At 49.7% G+C, this 16,611-nt stretch carries 14 protein-coding genes; 8 read left to right on the top strand and 6 right to left on the bottom strand.

The window, feature by feature from the left end; genetic code table 11:
- Nucleotides 1-132: 132 nt before the first annotated feature.
- Nucleotides 133-1,110, bottom strand: a complete 978-nt coding sequence (locus tag KTO58_RS13730; RefSeq protein ID WP_095838826.1) for a 3-keto-disaccharide hydrolase — start codon at nt 1,108-1,110, stop codon at nt 133-135.
- A gap of 122 nt (nt 1,111-1,232) precedes the next feature.
- Here KTO58_RS13730 and KTO58_RS13735 point away from each other — a divergent pair, with 122 nt between their 5' ends.
- Complete coding sequence (locus KTO58_RS13735) at nt 1,233-1,589, top strand: cupin domain-containing protein (protein WP_095838825.1); 357 nt, start codon at nt 1,233-1,235, stop codon at nt 1,587-1,589.
- A gap of 224 nt (nt 1,590-1,813) precedes the next feature.
- Here the strand turns inward: KTO58_RS13735 and KTO58_RS13740 are convergent, their stop codons facing one another.
- Nucleotides 1,814-2,173 carry a DUF488 domain-containing protein gene (locus KTO58_RS13740; protein ID WP_095838824.1) on the bottom strand — a complete coding sequence of 120 codons (360 nt, stop codon included), beginning with the start codon at nt 2,171-2,173 and terminating at the stop codon, nt 1,814-1,816.
- A gap of 136 nt (nt 2,174-2,309) precedes the next feature.
- Here KTO58_RS13740 and KTO58_RS13745 point away from each other — a divergent pair, with 136 nt between their 5' ends.
- Nucleotides 2,310-3,143 carry a siderophore-interacting protein gene (locus KTO58_RS13745; protein WP_095838823.1) on the top strand — a complete coding sequence of 278 codons (834 nt, stop codon included), beginning with the start codon at nt 2,310-2,312 and terminating at the stop codon, nt 3,141-3,143.
- On the opposite strand, the gene KTO58_RS13750 is transcribed toward KTO58_RS13745, so the two are convergent.
- From KTO58_RS13750 to KTO58_RS13765, 4 genes are all read right to left on the bottom strand, one after another.
- A complete protein-coding gene (locus KTO58_RS13750; RefSeq protein WP_095838822.1) occupies nt 3,140-4,960 on the bottom strand; it encodes an AMP-dependent synthetase/ligase in 1,821 nt (606 codons plus the stop codon). The genes KTO58_RS13745 and KTO58_RS13750 overlap by 4 nt on opposite strands.
- Nucleotides 4,961-5,107: 147 nt before the next feature.
- Nucleotides 5,108-5,662, bottom strand: coding sequence for a dihydrofolate reductase family protein (locus KTO58_RS13755; RefSeq protein WP_095838821.1), 555 nt, complete (start codon nt 5,660-5,662; stop codon nt 5,108-5,110).
- Nucleotides 5,663-5,754: 92 nt separating this feature from the next.
- Nucleotides 5,755-6,543, bottom strand: coding sequence for a helix-turn-helix domain-containing protein (locus KTO58_RS13760; RefSeq protein ID WP_095838820.1), 789 nt, complete (start codon nt 6,541-6,543; stop codon nt 5,755-5,757).
- 13 nt (nt 6,544-6,556) lie between these two features.
- Entirely contained in the window at nt 6,557-7,696 is a 1,140-nt protein-coding gene (locus tag KTO58_RS13765) for a putative sensor domain DACNV-containing protein (RefSeq protein ID WP_095838819.1), read from the bottom strand.
- A gap of 308 nt (nt 7,697-8,004) precedes the next feature.
- Here KTO58_RS13765 and KTO58_RS13770 point away from each other — a divergent pair, with 308 nt between their 5' ends.
- From KTO58_RS13770 to KTO58_RS13795, 6 genes are all read left to right on the top strand, one after another.
- Complete coding sequence (locus tag KTO58_RS13770; protein ID WP_198315259.1) at nt 8,005-11,985, top strand: Pls/PosA family non-ribosomal peptide synthetase; 3,981 nt, start codon at nt 8,005-8,007, stop codon at nt 11,983-11,985.
- Nucleotides 11,986-12,119: 134 nt separating this feature from the next.
- Nucleotides 12,120-13,088 (top strand): heme-binding domain-containing protein, encoded by a 969-nt coding sequence (locus KTO58_RS13775; protein ID WP_095838817.1) that lies wholly within the window; start codon nt 12,120-12,122, stop codon nt 13,086-13,088.
- A 24-nt stretch (nt 13,089-13,112) separates the two neighbouring features.
- On the top strand, nt 13,113-13,553 hold the full coding sequence (locus KTO58_RS13780) for a hypothetical protein (RefSeq protein WP_157752970.1): 441 nt from the start codon (nt 13,113-13,115) through the stop codon (nt 13,551-13,553).
- 133 nt (nt 13,554-13,686) lie between these two features.
- Nucleotides 13,687-14,709: a sensor histidine kinase gene (locus KTO58_RS13785; protein WP_095838815.1), complete on the top strand. Its 1,023-nt coding sequence runs from the start codon at nt 13,687-13,689 to the stop codon at nt 14,707-14,709.
- On the top strand, nt 14,690-15,454 hold the full coding sequence (locus tag KTO58_RS13790; RefSeq protein WP_225859739.1) for a LytR/AlgR family response regulator transcription factor: 765 nt from the start codon (nt 14,690-14,692) through the stop codon (nt 15,452-15,454). The genes KTO58_RS13785 and KTO58_RS13790 overlap by 20 nt, the downstream gene beginning before the upstream one ends.
- 218 nt (nt 15,455-15,672) lie before the next feature.
- Nucleotides 15,673-16,590 (top strand): DUF2911 domain-containing protein, encoded by a 918-nt coding sequence (locus tag KTO58_RS13795; RefSeq protein WP_095838813.1) that lies wholly within the window; start codon nt 15,673-15,675, stop codon nt 16,588-16,590.
- Nucleotides 16,591-16,611: the final 21 nt, after the last annotated feature.

The raw sequence follows: 16,611 nt of genomic DNA on the forward strand, positions 1-16,611 counted from the left end.
AAAGGTGAAGGGGAAAGGGGGGAATCGGGAGGGGTGTTGAAGGGGAATAAAGGGAAATGAAAACGGAATGGAGTGGAATTGACGGGAGATGAAGAGAGGTGTTGTGCCATTGTGACACAACACCTGGAATAATTATTTAGCCGGTGTGAGGACGATTTTTCTGAATTCGACCGGGCCATGGTCTCCCTGGATGTAGATGGGGCCGGGTTCGCCTTCGTTGCTATCGATGGCGCCGCCGGTGATACCCGGGATTTCCTGGTTGCTGATGACTGTTTTGCCATTGGCTACGATGGTGACCATGCGACCGATGAGGGTGATATCGTAAGATTGCCATTGATCGGGGCCTAAAGCGGTGATCTCGCTAGGTACGAGGAATCCGTATACGCCGCTGTACAGTACGGCGGACGGGTGAGCGCCTTTAGGGCTATCTTCTATTTGTACTTCATATCGGCCGCGCAGGTATACGCCGCTGTTGCTACCTTTCTGGTATTTGAATTCGACATGCAGTTTGAAGTCGTTGAATGACTGTTCTGATATCAGGTTAACGCCGGATTTAGCGCTGGTGAGTATTCCATTTTTCACTTCCCATTGGTTATTGGGTAATACTTTCCAGTTGGTGAGGTCTTTGCCATTGAACAAGGCGATGGGTTTGCCCCAAGCCGGTGCGTTGGCGCGTCTCAGTTCGGGGGCTTTTACGCCTTCCCAGTTGTATTGTTTGCCTTCGCTGGTGGTGATGGTACCTTTGATGCCATTTGCGGTCAATTCTCCTTCTATGACGAAGTCTTTATCGCCCCGTTCCCATTGTGGCGGGATGGTGAAGCTGAATTTTCCATTGTCGAAGTTCACTTTTGCTACCGGGCGGGCGCTACCGGAAGTACCTACAAAGTATCCTACCAGTGTGCGGGTACCGGACAGTTTCACTTCGAGCCAGGACGGGGCTTTTTTACCCTCTTCCTCTACGGTGATGTCCCAACGACCTATTAATGCTTTTGGATCAGCAGCATATATGGAGGCGGAGGGCGCCGGTTTTCCGGTTATGGCTTTAGAGGTGCCGGCCATGCCCATGAGGAGCAGGCAACTTGCGCCGAATACAAGGAATGATTTACGCATACGAGCTAGTTATTTTGGATCATTGTTTACTGCAGGCTTTCCCGCTGTTATAAAACACAGACAAGATAATAATAATTTACTCCCGGTCAAATGTCCGTACTTTGCGCTGTAATATCTTAGTTATGAGTAACGACGTTCAGAGTGATCTGTACCAGGATGGGCAGGCGTTGGCCTGGGAGCATGCTGCGCCAGGTATCAGCCGTCAGATCTATGGTTATGACGACCGGGTGATGATGGTGAAGGTAAAGTTTGAGCAGGATGCGGTGGGTACGCGCCATCAGCATCCACATACGCAGGTGACCTATGTAGAAAGCGGGGTTTTTGCGTTCAGCATTGGGGACGAGACGAAGGTGATCCGTGCCGGGGATGGTTGTTTTATACCCGCGAATACGGATCATGACTGTGTATGTCTGGAAGCCGGTGTGTTATTGGATGTATTCAGTCCGCACCGGGAAGATTTTTTACCCACTCCTTTATGATATGGAACATTCTGCAATAGCCAGTTTTGTAGCGGTAAGTTATTTGGTGAGGACCGTATCATGGCGCGGGAGCGTTACCGGTTGGCGTGGCAGAAGGGAGCCAGGTTATGGATCACGGGGGATGCCTACTGGTGAGTTTGAGCGGTAGGGTTTGGTGGTTTTATCAGTGCAAGTGATCTGGAGATCGTGCGGTTGGCGCTGGAGGGATTGATCCGGTAAGGCATTTATTTGTCCGGATGCAGTCGCAGGTATTCCAATAAAGCGATTGCCTGGTTGTGTTGTTCGTCTTTGGCGCTATAGAGCAAGGTTAGCTGGTGATGGCTGTGCAGGTATTTGTATAGTTGTTCGAGCGCGGGGTTGTTTGTTAGTTCTTCGAAGTATTTTTCGCAGAAGGGGGCCCATTTTGCGGGGTCGTGATCGAACCATTTCCTTAGTGCGGTGGACGGAGCTATTTCTTTGAGCCAGGCATCTACGCCGGCTTTTTCGCGTTTCATGCCACGTGGCCAGACGCGATCCACCAGTACCCGGTATCCATCTGCTGTGGCCGGGGTTTCATATATCCTTTTTACACAGAGTTTTTTCATATCCAATGTAGTTGATAGCGTTATAAAATTAGGTATTTCCCGATCGCGTAAATCTTTTTTCCCATTTCGGAAGCTAATGCCGGCATGGGGGGCGATTTTTGCAGGAGCCTCATTTTCTGACCACAAAACAAGGATTATGGAAACAGCAGCACCAAAGACATTCCCCGCTATTATCCAGGAGACGCTTACGGTAGTAAGGAAGTATTATGTTACCCCTGGTATGTTACGTATTGTATTAGGCGGAGACGGTGTATCGAATTTCGAAGGCGTGCAGACCGGCATTAACAACAAGATTTATATTCCGCCTGTTGGCGCGGATACTATTTATTTTCCATCATTTGAGCATGGGGCCTGGGTATATCCGGCAGGCAAGGCAAAGCCGGACATCCGTACGTATACGCTTCGTGCACTGGACCTGGAGAAGGGGGAGATGCACCTGGAGTTCGTCGTGCACGGGGATAGCGGGCCTGCGTCGGCCTGGGCAATCCGGGCGGTACCCGGGGATATACTTGGGGTGGCTATGAAGGCGAAGACGGCGCCATTATACCCGGAGGCGGACTGGTATTTGCTGGTTGGCGATCAGACGGCGTTGCCGGTGATCAGTGTGATATTGGAGACGTTGCCGGCGCATGCGAAAGGGATCGCCCTGATAGAGGTACCTGGGCGAGCGGAAGAGCAGGAGATACGTACGCAAGCCAATGATATGATCATTTCCTGGCTGCACAATCCGCATCCCGGCACCGGTACATTACTAGCTGACATGGTACAGCAGGTGTTGCTGCCAGACAAGACACAGCAAAGCCGCTTTATTTATGCTGCTGCTGAAACAGCCAGCATTAAAGCGATCCGGCACTATCTGCGTAAGGAGCAGGATGTAGACAGCCAGGAACTGGATGCCTATGCTTATTGGAAATATGGTGTTTCAGAAGATCGATCTTCGGTAGAGCGGCACCAGGAATCGCGTGATTAGGCACCTTGCGGATGTTCTGCCGGTACGTTATAGATCTTTGCGATGGTATCTTTATATTTTTCCAATACTACTTTACGTTTTAAGCTAAGTTTAGGTGTCATTTCGCCACCGGCGATGCTCCATTCTTCGGGAAGCAGTTCAAACCGTTTGATCTGCTCGACATGATTGAAGTACTGGTTATAATCGTTGACCACCTGGTTATACATTTCCAGTACTTTAGGTTCTTTGATGGCGGCAGCATTATCTTTAAACGGTATTTGCTGTTGTGTCATCCAGCGTTGCAGGTGTGAGAAGCTAGGTACGATAAGTGCACCGGTGAACTTCTCCCCTGCTCCTACTACCATGATCTGCTCGATGAATGGGCTTTCTTTGAATTTGTTTTCTATAGGTTGCGGGGCGACGTATTTACCACCACTTGTTTTAAAGAGTTCTTTTTTACGATCGGTGATCTTGAGGAATTTGTTATCTACCCATACGCCGATATCGCCAGTGTGAAGCCAGCCATCTATTACGGTTTCGGCGGTAAGGTCGGGGCGTTTGTAATATCCTTTCATTACGGAGGTACCGCTTACACATATTTCTCCATCTTCTGCCAGTTTCACATCTACACCTTTTATAGGCGGGCCTACGGTACCAAACTTGGTACCCCCTGCTTCTTTGCGGTTGACGCTGATCACGGGGCTGTTTTCGGTAGGGCCGTATCCTTCATATACGGGGATGCCGGCAGCGTTAAAGATGCGCAGCAGTTTCTCCTGGCAGGCGGCGCCACCTGTTACGATATAGCTGACATTATTCCCTAATGCCTGCCGCCATTTACTGAATACCAGTTTGTTAGCGATCTTCAGCTGGAAGTCGTACCACCAGCCGCCGCTGTTGAGGTTGTCATATCTGCCGGCCAGGGATACTGCCCAGAAGAATAAGGACTTTTTAATCCCGGTGAGGCTGCTACCGGTGGCCATGATCTTTTCAAACACTTTCTCGAGGAGGCGAGGTACGGTGGTAAAGCCATCGGGTTGTACTTCTTTAAGGTTGTCGCCGATCGTCTCCATACTTTCCGCGTAGTAGATGCTGATGCCACTGAACAGGTAGATGTAGGTGACACATTTCTCAAAGATGTGATTGAGCGGCAGGAAGCTGAGTACTTTGGAATTGGGTGCATCTTCAAAGGGGAAGCTCTCTTTTGCATACATGGCATTGGAGACAATGTTGTTATGCGTGAGCATGACTCCTTTGGGTTTGCCGGTGGTACCGGAGGTATAGATGATGGTAGCGAGGTGTTCCGGATCGATGTCTGCTTTTAGCTGTTCTACCTGTTGGAGTAGTTCGGGGGTAGCCTGTTCGGGAACTTCCGACCAATGTTTTGCTCCATCCAATTTATCGAAGGTATATATGTCTTTGAGAGAAGGTACTTCGCTGCGAATGCTCAGGACCTTTTCGAGGAGTTCTTTGCTGCTGACGAATATGAACTTTACTGCGGCATCCTGTAAGATGAACTGCAGCTCTACCGGGCTGGTCGTAGGGTAGATCGGTACTAATATAGCGCCGGTCTGTTGTACAGCCAGGTCCGTAAATATCCATTCGGGGCGATTATTGCTGATGATCGCTATTTTGTCGGCACCTTCGGGGGTGAAGTCATTGCCGCTTACGCCCAGTTGGATCAGTCCTGCACTGAAACGGTTAACAATTTCGTTAACGGTGGCGGTGGCATATGTTTTCCAGGTGCCATTCTCTTTAGCTGCCAACATGTTGTCTTTAGGGAATTGGGTTAATTGCCAGCCCACTGCGTCAAAAAGTCTCTTTTTTGGATGCGTATTCATATGGTATAACGTGAGATTATTATATATATAGCGTATTAAATATACAGAAATATTTTCAACGCGCGACAGTGGGTGTGCGTGGGAGTGCTATATACAGAAGTCCCATGGACGACGGCGTCTATGGGACTTTTACCGGTAAGAGTATCTTTACTTGCCGCGGCGATAGGTAAGTACGATCACTCCTTTGTCCAGCACTTTGGAATCGGCGAGGGTAAAACCCAGCGGTTGTTTGCCTTCGTGGAAAAAGCGTTGGCCTTTGCCCATTACGACGGGATGGACAAAAAAGACGCATTCATCTACCAGGTCGGCATCGAGTAAGGTCTTTACTAATTCTGCGCTGCCTTCCACCTGTATTTCTGTTCCTTTTTCCTGTTTTAGCTGGCGGATGGTGTCGGTTATATTATCGCGGATGATGGTGGTGTGTTGCCAATCTGCATTTTCGAGTGAGGAGGAGACAACATATTTGGCTACGCTGTTAAGTTTGTTGGCGATGCCCATTTCATCATTTTTGAGTTGGGACCAGTATGGGGCGAGCATTTCGTAGGTTTTGCGGCCCAGCAGCAATGCATCGCAGGCCAGGATACCCTCTCTGATCAGTGTTTGGCGGGCTTCGCTATCGTAGGGTATGAACCATTCTGCCATTGTTTCGGCATCAAAGATACCATCGAGGGTGATCCATTCGGAGATGACGAGCTTTCTCATGACTGTTTGTTTTTGTTTGATGTTGTTTGTTTACGGATACAAAGTAACGGCAGTGGTCGGCCAATGGATAGAAGAAAACCGACAAAAGGAGGTCAGCCAGGGAAGTCGTTGGCTTGTCTGCTGTATTCTAACGGGGAGTGGGTGGTGAATTCTTTGAAGGCACGGATCAGGTGGCTTTGATCTGCGTAGCCGCATTCCAGGGCGACGTCGATCATATTGGTGAAGTTGTTGTTATTCAATCGCTGAAGGGCGGCCTGGAACTGGCATATCCTGCTGAAGGCTTTGGGTGTCAGTCCGATCTGTTGTTCGAATAGGCGCTGTAAGGTTCTTTCGGTGACGTACAGTTGTTTTTGCAGGTCCATGAGTAGAATGGCGCCATTATTTTTGCGGATGAGTTGAGCGGCGAATGCGATGCGGTCATCTGTTTCTTTTGCAGACCTGGCCAACTGCGTTATGTAACAGGACAGCAGGTTGAGGCGGGCTGTGAGGGAAGGAGCGTTTAACAACTGTTCTCTGAGGTTATTTTCCCTGGCGATCCTGGTGGTGCTGAGGTCGATGCATTGATCTGTCAGTTCTTTGGCAGCAAAACCGAAGAGGGGTTGTAACAGGAAGGGATGCAGGAAGAAGGCGATGACCATGATCTCTCCGGCGGTGTGTAGCTGTATGGGAAAGGTATTTTGTCCGTACAGGACCAGCTGGTCTCTTCTTTTATCTGTGTGTAGTATCCTGGCGGGGTCTGTGAGCTGGAAGGTGATGCTTGGGTAGCCATTGGCGATGAGCGGTAGTACGGCTTCGAAGAACATGCTATTGTTCTCCAATACAACTATATGACTAACGATGCCCGCCAGTTGTGGTGGCGGCGTGACAGTCTGTACCTTCATATGTATAAATATACTACAATAAAAGGATGTCGATGCGATGGGCTTGTACTATTGCTTCGCTGGCGGCCCAGGAGAATACGGTGAAGTATCCATCTTGTGAGGCGACCAGTGCGATGCTATCGGGTTGGTCTTGTACGAACTGAGCGGCGGAGAGGTGGCGGGTACCTCCGAGGCTGGAAGGATGGATAACGACTGGTTCGCCACCGATTACCGGTTCTATATAAAGCAGGCGTTCTATGGGCAAGGCTTCGTGTGCGCGGCTGATCTTGGCGCCGAATGCCAGCAGTTCGTGATGGTCATTGATGAGGGTGGCGCCATCGATGGCTGTCAGCCCTGCCATATTCTCTACTTCTCTCCGGAGGGCGTTTTGCCAATAGAGGTCGCTGAGGACGCTATTGTCTTTACGAACGAGGTCGGCGACGCCGGCAAATGCCGGGAAGACGGGATATTGCAGGGGATGTACGATGGAGGCGCGCCAACGTTCGCTACCTTTGGGTGTTACCAATAAGGTGCCTCCCCGTTTATGAGCGCGCATGGTGACGGCAATCTGTATCAGTACGTTGACGGGGTTATTCCATACGGTGGAATAGCTGAGACCCAGCAGGGAGGTCACGATAGCCGGGCTATCGGGTAGCTGGCCGCAGGATTCGTCTACCAGTTTTACCTGGTCGCCGCGCAGCATAGCGACGTTGGTGAATTTGCCTAGTCCTACTATATGGCGGTGTTTGACTACGAGCAGTCCTGGTTCTGAGACATCGAGTACGAAGCAGAAATGGGGGAGTTTGTTGGTGGTACCCCATATGTAGAGTTCTCCCTCTTCGTGCCATATGCCTACGTATAGGCCGGCCCGTTCTACGCCCGGGGATAGTTTGCCTAGCAGGCGGGCGGTGAGAGGGAGGTGTTGCTGGAATAAGAGGGGTTTGCCGGCCTGTGAGGGCGGCAGGAATGCGAGAGATATTCTGGTATCGATTCCTTCTTCCCGTTGGAGGCTGGCCCAGAAGGCGACATCGATGATGCGCTCCATGAAGTGGGCTGCCGGTGCTACTGCCAGGTTACGTTCTCCGTTTTCCGTGGCTGTTGCTATATGTTTTACAAAATGAGCTTCAATGGTACCGGCTACGGCCTTAGCTGCCCGGTAAGTTGCTTCGTTCATCGATCCTTTTTTACATCAGTACGATCCGGGCGTGTCGGTTCGTCTGTCTTTATTTATGACGCAAATGAAATGCCTGTAACGTGTTGTTTGCTGTTAAAAGCAGGTTATATCGGCCGGAAAAATAGGACAAATTCATCAGATGCGGATACGGGTGTGTGTTGATAAACCAAATGTCCTGTCATTTGTTACGCTATAGACAGCAGGTGATATAAAAGACATCTGTACACTTATTATTTTTTTTACCCATCTTAGCATTTTAAAACGAATTCCTTATACCGATATAGATTAGGTATAACGGTAATAATTTTATGGCACAAACCCTTGGGATGATTAAGGACAGCATTTTAACAGGCGCACACCATCCTGAATTTATCAGAGAAGAGACTATCGCAGACATCTTCAGACAAGCCGCCGCCCTATACGAGGATAAAACCGCTCTTATTTTTGGTGATCAGTCATTAAGTTACCGGCAGCTGGATGCGTGGAGTGATCATATTGCTGCATTTATTGCTTCGAAGGGCATTCGACCTGATGCGCCGGTGGGGGTATGGCATACGCGCGGGCTATCGTTGCATGCGGTGATACTCGGCATTGTAAAGTCGGGTGCTACTTATGTGCCATTGGACCGGGAGATGCCGGAAGAGCGGGTACAGGTGGTATTGCAGGAAGTGGGCGCTGTGGCTTGTTTTAGTGACGGGGCGCCGCAGGTATCCTGTCCGGTGTTTACGGTACCGGAGCGGCGGGACAGTTATCCATCTCTGCCGGTGCCGGCGGGGCCGGGGCCTGATGACCGGGCTTATGTGCTTTATACTTCGGGGAGTACTGGTAAGCCCAAGGGTATTCCGATCAAACAACGTCATATCTGTCATCTTATCCGATCTGAGCAGGAGGTATTGGGTGTTCGTGCGGATGATATTGTATACCAGGGGTTTTCTGTTTCTTTTGATATGTGGTGTGAGGAGACGTGGATCAGTCTTTCTGCCGGTGCTACGCTGTGGGTGGCCGATGCGATCTCGGCCAAGTCGATTGATGAGATCAGCGATATACTCCGCAGGCAGCGGGTGACCATCTTACACGCGGTTCCCAGCCTGCTGGCGATTATGGATGACAATATCCCTACGTTGCGTATCATCAATGCCGGAGGTGAGGCTTGTACTACGGCAGTATTGAACCGATGGAGCAAGCCCGGGCAGAATATCTTCTATAACAGCTACGGGCCGACGGAGACTACGGTTACGGCTACGATGGCGCCATTGCATCCCGGCGATGCTATCAGTATCGGTCATCCGCTGCCTAATTATAACCTGGCGGTGGTAGATGAACAATTTAATATCGTGCCCTGTGGTCAACAGGGGCAGCTTATCATATCTGGTCCCGGCGTTTGTGACGGATATATCAACCGGCCGGAGCTGACCCGGGAGAAGTTCCTGGATAAGCCGGCGGGCCTGGCACAGTTGCCTGGTGACCGTATCTATCTGAGTGGGGATGCGGTGATCATGCAGGAAGACGGGTCAATAGATTTCCGTGGCCGGCTGGATGACCAGGTTAAGGTGCGGGGTTACCGGATCGAGCTGGGCGAGATCGAAGTAAAGCTGCATGCATTACCGGAGGTGGCGGCGGCGGCTGTGGCTGTCAAAAAAGACAGTGCCATGCAGGATCAGTTGGTGGGTTATGTAACGTTGAAGGCGGGGAGCAGCATCCCCGAGCATGATATGCGGGCGGCGCTCACCAAGGTGCTGCCACCTTATATGATACCGCTGGTGATAGTGACGCTGGACCAGATGCCCCGTCTTTCGAGCGGTAAGATAGACCGAAAGTCATTGCCGGTACCGGACGCGCTTTTGCAGGTGCGGGAGCAGGCACCTGTAAAGGTAAATCCTGATGACCCGTTGGCGGTGAAGGTCATGGCCGGGTTGGAGTATGTATTCCCGGAGCGGGATATTACACCGGAGTCGGACTTTTTCACTGACCTGGGCGGTCACTCTTTGCTGGCGGCTACGTTTTCTTCCTGGCTGAGGAATGAGGCCGGCATTTCTTATGCTTCTCTAAAAGATATTTATACGCACCGTCCTATTAAAAACCTGATCGAAGCCTGGGAGCAGACGGCGCAGAAGGGAGTCAGGGAGCAGACGATGTTCCACAAGGTGCCACGGTTACGTTATTTCCTTTGCGGAGTTATGCAGGCGCTGTCGCTGTTAGTGATATATGGTCTGTTTGCCATCCAGATATTCATTCCTTACCTCGGTTATTATTATGTGATCGCGGAAACAGAATCTCTGACGGCAGCCAGGGGCTGGGCGCTGCTGGTAGCGATAGGTATGTTTTGTGTGATCCCGCCCTTCTTTTCTTTCTTCAGTATTATCTGCAAATGGCTGATCCTCGGGAAGGCCAAGGAAGGTGATTATCCGTTGTGGGGTAGTTATTATTTCCGTTACTGGCTGGTCACCAATATCATGCGACTGGTGCCATCGCAGTTTCTGAACGGAACGCCGCTTTATCCTTTCTATTTGCGGATGCTAGGTGCGAAGATTGCGCCGGATGCACAACTCAGTTCGCTGACCATCGGTGCGCATGACCTGGTGGAAATAGGTACGGATGCGAGCCTCAGTTCGCAGGTGGTGCTGAATAATATGACGGTGGAAAATGGACTGATGAAACTCCGGAAGATAAGGATTGGCGCCCATGCCTATATTGGTGGTAGTGCCGTACTGGCCGGAGGTAGTACTGTCGGGGATTGGGGTGAGCTGCAGGACCTGAGTTACCTACCTGCTGATCAAACGATCCAGCCTTATGAGGTATGGAAAGGCAGTCCCGCGGAAAAGATCGCACAGAAGGGTCCCGGAGATATCCCAGCACCATTGTCGGTAGGGCTTTTCAAGCGGAAGTCTTACGGGTTATTATATTCATTGCTGCTGATCATTTTCCCTGTCATCATCCTGCTGCCACTGCTGCCGGTGATAGAAATACTCAATTACCTCGATACGAATGCCAGCGATTACGATTTCAGCTATTTTATTCACGTGCCACTGGTGACGATCGTATATGTATTGACGTACCTGTTTGAGACGGTCTTATTATCCCGGCTGTTGTTATGGGGTATAAAACCCGGCGTATACCCGGTATATAGTGCGGCCTATATCAGGAAGTGGTTGTCTGACCAGCTGATATCGGTGTCTCTGATCGTGTTGCATCCCATTTATGCGACGATATATGTATCGGGGTTCTTCAAGCTGCTCGGCGCCAAGATTGGCAAGAACACAGAGATCTCTACTGCCAGTAACGTTACGCATACGATGCTGGAGATAGGTACGGAGTCGTTTATCGCGGATGCTGTTTCTTTAGGGGAAGAAGATATACGCGGACAGCGGCTGATACTGGAGAAGACGGTGATCGGCAATAAAAGTTTCGTCGGTAACAGCGCCCTGATCCCACAGGGCTATCAGCTCGGTGACAATATGCTGATCGGGGTACTTTCTGTGCCACCGACGGCAGCGCAGCTAGCCGAGGTGAAGGGAGGGGACTGGTTCGGTTCGCCTGCGATATCCTTGCCAGCCCGGCAGAACAGCGGGGAGTATCCGGCATCGCTGACTACGCGTCCCTCCTGGGGTCGGAAGCTGGCCCGAGGCATCATTGAGGCGCTTCGTATCATCCTTCCGCAGACTATTATTATCTGCTGCAGTGCTTTATTTATTGCCTATTGTCATGACCTGATCAAAGACCGTAAGTTCTTGCAGATAGCGGCGCAGTTGCCTAAATTCCCCCTTTACTACCTTTATTATATGGGCATGCCTGCTTTCCTGATTACGGTGGTACTTAAATGGATAGTAGCCGGCCGTTATAAGAAGGAGCAGCAGCCTATGTGGACGCATAAAGTATGGCGGAGTGAGGCGATCACTACCACTTATGAAGCGCTGGCGGTGCCTTTCCTGCTGGAATATATGAAGGGCACTCCTTTCTTACCCTCTTTGCTCCGGTTGTTGGGGGTAAAGACTGGCGAGCGGGTATGGCTTAATACGACAGATATTACGGAACACGATATGGTGACCATCGGAGATGATACGGCGTTGAATGAAGACTGCGGCCCTCAGACGCACCTGTTTGAGGACCGGGTGATGAAAGTGGGTTCGGTGGTGATCGGCAGCCGCTGCAGTATCGGCGCCCGTACGATCATTCTTTACGATTCTACCATTGGCGATGATGTACATGTGGAGCCTTTATCCCTGGTGATGAAAGGTGAAAACCTGGTAACCGGCAGCTCCTGGACGGGAAGCCCTGTCAGGCCTCTTTGAGGGGGTATTGCTCTTCTTTACCCGATTTTTCGGGGTCCGAAGCGTCCATTTCGGCACCTTATATGTCCGGTTAACGGATCTACCGCTGGTCATCCCAGGTCAGCGGCGCTACCTTCGTTTTAAACAACGGAGTTATGAAAGAATCCAACCGTACCCTCAACAAAAAGATATACCTGTTAGCCGGATTGCTGGCGATAGTGGCGTTGGCTATACAGGGTTTCGCCCCCCGCATCACTCACCCACCTATCACCAGCGCTTTTCAGGCGCCGGACTCGGTGACACAAATACTTAAAAGAGCCTGTTACGACTGTCACTCCAACGAGACGCGGCTAAAGTGGTATGACCAGGTAGCTCCTTTCTCCTGGTTAGTGAACGAACATATTCAAAAAGGCAGGTCCCGTTTCAATTTCTCGTCATGGGATAGTCTGTCTGCTGCGGACCAGCAGGTAAAACTATGGGAGATGGTCAATATGGCGGAGCAAGGTAAAATGCCGCTGCCCTCCTATGCGGCCATACATCCGGAGGCTAAGGTGTCTGCACAGGATATCGGCGTGTTGAAAGCGTATGTGCGTTCGCTGGCGACACCTATACTTACGGACTCCAGCAAGCGGCAGGCCGTGCAGGCGGAGCGGGACGACTACAAAAAGCGCCAGGATACGGCCAAGACCTTACCTACCTCGCTCAACGGCATCAAATATATCCCCGACTTTCAGCAATGGCAGGTACTGGTGACCACCAGCCGATTTGATAATAACACGACCCGTGTCGTATATGGTAATGACATTGCCGTAAAGGCTATCCGGGAAAATCATCTTAACCCATGGCCGGAGGGCAGCACCATCGTCAAAGTGGTCTGGAATAACCTGGAAGACGGTAAAGGCGATGTACGCCCCGGTACCTTCAATAACGTGCAGATCATGATCAAAGACAACAAGCGGTTCCCGGAAACTAAAGGCTGGGGATTTGCCAGGTTCAACGGGGTTCATCTCACCAATTATGGTAAAACCGCTCAGTTGGGTAATGACTGCTTTACCTGTCATAAGATTGCGAAAGATTATGGTTATGTATTTGACATCCCGGTAACCAAGGCATCACAACGATAACCGTCACCCATAAAATCAACAGACATGAAACTTTCGATGCTCATTATACCCATTTTTTTGCTGGCGACGGCCTGCGGTAAGGCTCCTGCCCCCGGTGCGCGGGAAGTATACGATGCGCAAGGCCAGGAGGTGATTACCACGAGGTCCAACAGAGCCCAACATTTCCTGGCTATCCTTTATGGTAATGCAACTGCCCGTAAGAGCGCCCTGGAGGCGGATAGCGTACCTATGGCCGGCGCAGCCTATACGCTCGTGACCTGGGAAGAGGCAAGTAACCGATACTGGTATGGCAGTTACATCAACGGAGATATCCGTTCTGTAGAAAAGGTACATGTACAAGCCAATACAGACGGCACTGTCACCCCTTTGTATCAGCTGGTAAAAGGTAAGGTCAGCGGTCCCGAATCTAACGTCCCGGACAGGATCAAGTGGATATTGGCGCAACAACCATTAATCTTCCCTTAGCCGGCACCTCCCCTTTTCCGGATGTACACCGATCGATTTCGCGGCATCCTGTGTATCTTCGTCATCCGGAACGGGCATCGTTTATACATCAACAACCGGTAAAACGATACTAGTCTTACCATCTTACAAAGGCATGAAAAACATTAATTTCAGGATCTCTCCTATTATCATATGGGTTAGTTCTATTTTCCTGGGTCTGCTGGCTTCAGTACCCCATATTGCGGAACACCGCTTTAACACGCTCGATGCATTAGTGAATTCGACCATCACGTGCCTATTTTCGTTGTTTGTATGGTATTATAATATCTATACCCTTCCGCGCAACAGTTCCCGGAAAAGTCCCGGAGGCTTTTCTTATACCAAACTTATCACCAGCCTGGTGATCGGTATCTTCGTCATGTTTGGCCTGGCGATCGCGCAGCAATATATATTGTCGCATCTCCACTTTGGCGCTGTAATGCTGATGGTAGAGGTAAGAGGTATCCTGATCAACCTGGTATTCTATTTACTGATACACCTGCTGTTCCAGAACTATAAGAATCAACAGGTGAGCCTGGAGCTGGAACGGACGAAAGCTAATAATCTCGGGGCTCAGTATGAGTTACTGAAGCAGCAGATCAACCCGCATTTTCTTTTTAACAGCCTCAATACACTGAAGGCCATGGTGGAGACCAGCGATAAAAACACGGTGGAGTTCATCCTCAAGCTGGCGGATTTTTACCGTTTTACGCTGGAAAGCCGTAAGCTGGACCTTATACAGGTATCCAATGAAATGGAGATCGTAGATGCTTATCTTTTCCTGTTGAAAGAAAGGTTTGAAGACGGATTTATCTGTACCAATACCATTTCGCCCGCCCATCTTAATACGCTGATCCCTCCATTTACACTACAGCTGCTGATCGAGAATTGTATCAAACACAATATCGTTTCGCTGGAGCGGCCCTTACATATCCATCTGTATTCAGAAGAAGATGCTATTGTGATAGAAAACCCGGTGCAGCTGAAGAGGATAGAAGAGGAGACGTCATTGGGAGTGGGCTTAAAAAACATCAATCTGCGGTATGTTCACCTGCTGGATAAACAGATAGAAATCATCAGTACTAAAGAAACATTCAAAGTAAAATTGCCTGTCATTCATGAATATTATCATCATTGAGGATGAAATAAAAACGGCCCGTTCGCTTGAAAATCATATCACTGCTATCAAGCCGGAAGCTAATATCATTGCGAAGTTGCAAAGTATAGAGCGTTCTGTTTTGTTCTTCTCTGAAAATCCGCATCCTGACCTGGTATTTATGGATATCCAGCTTTCTGACGGACTCTGTTTCGAGATCCTGAAGTCGGTGAAGATCACTTGTCCGATCATTTTCTGTACTGCTTTTGACGAGTATTCGCTGGAAGCATTCAAATCGAATGGGATTGACTACGTACTCAAGCCATTTTCGAAAGACGATATTGCTGCAGCGCTGAAAAAGGTGGATGAGTTCAAGAGTTTTTTCCAGCAGGATTCGGGTCCCGATCTGAATAACCTGCTGTCTAAGATCATACCGCCGGCGGCGACTAAAAAGAACTTTCTGGTATTCAAAAATCAGAAGTACGTGAACGTACCTACGGATACTATTGCATTCTTTTACATCAAATTTGAGGCTACCATTATCAGATGTTTTGACCAGCAGGAATATTCCATTAACCAGTCATTAGACCAGGTGGCCAGCATGTTGTCGCCGGAGCAGTTTTTCCGGTTGAACAGGCAGTTCCTGATCAATTTTAATGCGGTAAAAGAGGTAGAACACTATTTTCAGCGTAAGCTGTTGGTACAGCTGACCATTCCCACACCGGAGAAGCTGCTGATCAATAAGGAGAAGGTACATACTTTCCTGAATTGGTTGGAGAACCGCTAGACATTTCTTTTCTTGTACGACCCACAATACCGCCCGGCCAGATGGCCGGGCTTTTTTTATGTAGCTATACATCTGCCGGCACCTCCTTATTTTTTGAGCCGCCCGTTTGTCCACTTCCCCTCCTACTTTGTCTCCTTAGCCAACGTACACCTTGATACCCGTTCTGCAACGAAATACTTTTGGTACATCATTAAACATCTATTCAAAACGCGATCACTATGCATACAGTAAACACCACGATCTCCCGTTATTTCTCTGCCGACCGCCTGAGTAATATCTTCTCCGGTAAAGGTATCTGTACCCTGGCAATGGTATCCCTGATGGGCATCAGCCAGCAAAGCTATGCGCAGGTACCCGGACTACCCAACAGCAGCCCCAGCCAGACGATTACCCAGGAATTGGGACTAGGTAAAGTAGAAGTAGCCTACTCCCGGCCAAGTGTAAATGGCAGGAAGGTATTTGGCGATCTCGTTCCTTACGATGCAGTATGGAGGACCGGTGCTAATACCGCTACCAAAATCACCTTCTCGGGGGATGTGACGATAGCGGGCAATAAGATCCCGGCAGGTACTTACTCGCTATTCAGCATTCCAGGTAAAAACGAGTGGACGATCATCCTGAATAAAGCGGTTAATGTCTGGGGAGCATTTACCTACAAGCAGGCAGAGGATCTGCTACGCTTCAAAGTGAAAGCAGCGTCCCTGAAAGAAAAACAGGAGACATTCACCATATTGTTTGACAATGCTACTACGCAGGCCGTAGACCTGCGCCTGTTGTGGGAACATACCACCGTGCCGGTACATATCACCGTTAATGATGACGACCGTATCATGGCTACGATAGAAGAACTGATGCAGGCTCCCAGTATTTCCAACCTGGCATACTTCAATGCCATACAGTACTACTACCTGCATGAAAAGGATACAGAAAAAGCACTGCAATGGATCAGCAAAGCCAAAAAAGACTTCCCGAAGAATGCTTCCTACCAGTTATTTGAAGCCCGTTTTCTGTTGAGAAAAGGCGACAAAGAAGGTGTGCAGCAAGCGGTGCAGGAAGGGATTAAGGTTGCTACGGAAAATGATGGCGCGGACCGGATCCCTCTGCTTAAAGCAGTACTTAAACAAGCCTCCCATTAATCGCTATTCTCACCCACAAAA

Source organism: Chitinophaga pendula, from assembly GCF_020386615.1.
GTDB classification, from domain to species: Bacteria; Bacteroidota; Bacteroidia; order Chitinophagales; family Chitinophagaceae; genus Chitinophaga; species Chitinophaga pendula.

Bases quoted from the DNA above. Each gene is read 5' to 3' on its own strand.
- KTO58_RS13745 (WP_095838823.1), top strand. From the start codon at position 2,310: ATGGAAACAGCAGCACCAAAGACATTCCCCGCTATTATCCAGGAGACG.
- KTO58_RS13755 (WP_095838821.1), bottom strand. From the start codon at position 5,662: ATGAGAAAGCTCGTCATCTCCGAATGGATCACCCTCGATGGTATCTTT.
- KTO58_RS13730 (WP_095838826.1), bottom strand. From the start codon at position 1,110: ATGCGTAAATCATTCCTTGTATTCGGCGCAAGTTGCCTGCTCCTCATG.
- KTO58_RS13775 (WP_095838817.1), top strand. From the start codon at position 12,120: ATGAAAGAATCCAACCGTACCCTCAACAAAAAGATATACCTGTTAGCC.
- KTO58_RS13790 (WP_225859739.1), top strand. From the start codon at position 14,690: ATGAATATTATCATCATTGAGGATGAAATAAAAACGGCCCGTTCGCTT.
- KTO58_RS13750 (WP_095838822.1), bottom strand. From the start codon at position 4,960: ATGAATACGCATCCAAAAAAGAGACTTTTTGACGCAGTGGGCTGGCAA.
- KTO58_RS13785 (WP_095838815.1), top strand. From the start codon at position 13,687: ATGAAAAACATTAATTTCAGGATCTCTCCTATTATCATATGGGTTAGT.
- KTO58_RS13735 (WP_095838825.1), top strand. From the start codon at position 1,233: ATGAGTAACGACGTTCAGAGTGATCTGTACCAGGATGGGCAGGCGTTG.
- KTO58_RS13795 (WP_095838813.1), top strand. From the start codon at position 15,673: ATGCATACAGTAAACACCACGATCTCCCGTTATTTCTCTGCCGACCGC.
- KTO58_RS13770 (WP_198315259.1), top strand. From the start codon at position 8,005: ATGGCACAAACCCTTGGGATGATTAAGGACAGCATTTTAACAGGCGCA.
- KTO58_RS13740 (WP_095838824.1), bottom strand. From the start codon at position 2,173: ATGAAAAAACTCTGTGTAAAAAGGATATATGAAACCCCGGCCACAGCA.
- KTO58_RS13760 (WP_095838820.1), bottom strand. From the start codon at position 6,543: ATGAAGGTACAGACTGTCACGCCGCCACCACAACTGGCGGGCATCGTT.
- KTO58_RS13765 (WP_095838819.1), bottom strand. From the start codon at position 7,696: ATGAACGAAGCAACTTACCGGGCAGCTAAGGCCGTAGCCGGTACCATT.
- KTO58_RS13780 (WP_157752970.1), top strand. From the start codon at position 13,113: ATGAAACTTTCGATGCTCATTATACCCATTTTTTTGCTGGCGACGGCC.